Source organism: Burkholderia sp. AU45251 (genome assembly GCF_030482905.1).
GTDB lineage: Bacteria > Pseudomonadota > Gammaproteobacteria > Burkholderiales > Burkholderiaceae > Burkholderia > Burkholderia aenigmatica.
The window spans coordinates 1-1,579 of record NZ_JAUJQH010000067.1 but is presented as its reverse complement, the minus strand read 5'-3'; the positions used below and the strand labels follow the sequence as shown (position 1 = coordinate 1,579).

Sequence of the window (1,579 nt, the reverse complement as noted above, 5' to 3'; positions counted from 1 at the left end):
ACAGACCCGTGGAGGTCGAAGTCGACAGCGAGCCGATCGAGCTGTTGGCCGACGACAGACCCGTCGAGGTGGAGGTCGACAGCGAACCGATCGAGCTGTTGGCCGACGAGAGACCGGTCGACGTGGAGGTCGACAGCGAACCGATCGAGCTGTTGGCCGACGAGAGACCGGTCGACGTGGAAGTCGACAGCGAGCCGATCGAGCTGTTGGCCGACGACAGACCCGTGGAGGTCGAAGTCGACAGCGAGCCGATCGAGCTGTTGGCCGACGAGAGACCGGTCGACGTCGAGGTCGACAGCGAGCCGATCGAGCTGTTGGCCGACGACAGACCCGTGGAGGTCGAAGTCGACAGCGAGCCGATCGAGCTGTTGGCCGACGAGAGACCGGTCGACGTGGAAGTCGACAGCGAGCCGATTGAGCTGTTGGCCGACGACAGACCCGTGGAGGTCGAAGTCGACAGCGAGCCGATCGAGCTGTTGGCCGACGACAGGCCGGTCGAGGTCGAGGTCGACAGCGAACCAATCGAACTGTTAGCCGACGACAGCCCCGTCGAGGTCGAGGTCGAGAGCGAACCGATCGAGCTGTTGGCCGACGACAGACCCGTCGACGTGGAAGTCGACAGCGAACCAATCGAGCTATTGGCCGACGAGAGGCCGGTCGACGTGGAAGTCGACAGCGAGCCGATCGAGCTGTTAGCCGACGACAGGCCCGTCGACGTCGAAGTCGACAGCGACGAAATGGCGCTGGTCGCGCTACCAACCTGTGCGGCGACCGAATAGAGCTGGCTGCCGTTGATCGCGTCGGTACTGGTCGACGTTACCTGGCCGGCGGCGACATTGGTGATTTGCCGCTCGTTGTTGGCGCTGCCGACGCTAACTGGGCCAACCGGCGCGGTGCCTGCGAATCCGCCGAACGTGACGCCGTCGACGGTTGCACTGCTCGTGCCGACGGCCGGCGTGTCGGCCTTCGAGCCGGCGCCGAGCGCGACGGAATTGTTCGTGCTGGCGATGGCGCCGCTGCCGATGGCGACGGCGTCGGTGCCGGTCGCGGTGCTGTCGGCGCCGGTCGAGTTCGCGTGGAAGTACTTGATGCCCTGGCTGTTGATGTTGTTGATCGCCGAGCCGACGCTGTTGGCGGTCGTCGTCGTGCCGTTCGCGTTGTAGGTCGTGTACGCCGGTGCGGAGACCGTCCCGGTCGTCGGATCGTACTTGGACCCGCCGCCGAGCGCCGATGCCGTGCTGGTGCCGAGGTTGTCCGTCTTGACCGTGACCGAGCTCAGGCCGGTCGACAGCGAGCCGATCGAGCTGGTGGCCGACGAGAGGCCGGTCGACGTCGACGTGGACAGCGACAGGACCGTGCTGTTGGTCGAGCTCAGGCCGGTCGACAACGAACCGATCGAGCTGTTAGCCGACGAGAGGCCGGTCGACGCGGAGGTCGACAGTGACGTGACGCCGGTGGACAGCGAAGAGATCGAGCTGTTGGCCGACGAGAGACCGGTCGACGTGGAGGTCGACAGCGAACCGATCGAGCTGTTAGCCGACGAGAGACCGGTCGATGCGGAAGTCGACAGCGACGTGAC

General features: G+C 65.7%; 3 protein-coding genes. 2 read left to right on the top strand and 1 reads right to left on the bottom strand.

The genetic code is table 11. The features are described from left to right. On the bottom strand, window positions 1-796 hold a 796-nt coding region (locus QZM67_RS39755), incomplete at its 3' end, for a hypothetical protein (protein WP_301811922.1). 97 nt (window positions 797-893) lie between these two features. On the opposite strand from QZM67_RS39755, the gene QZM67_RS39750 reads away from it, so the two are divergent. Together QZM67_RS39750 and QZM67_RS39745 are read left to right on the top strand one after the other, a co-directional pair. Then, window positions 894-1,163: a hypothetical protein gene (locus QZM67_RS39750; RefSeq protein WP_301811926.1), complete on the top strand. Its 270-nt coding sequence runs from the start codon at window positions 894-896 to the stop codon at window positions 1,161-1,163. Between the two features lie 3 nt (window positions 1,164-1,166). Continuing rightward, window positions 1,167-1,579 (top strand): hypothetical protein (locus QZM67_RS39745; protein WP_301811924.1); only part of this gene is annotated, 413 nt, incomplete at its 3' end.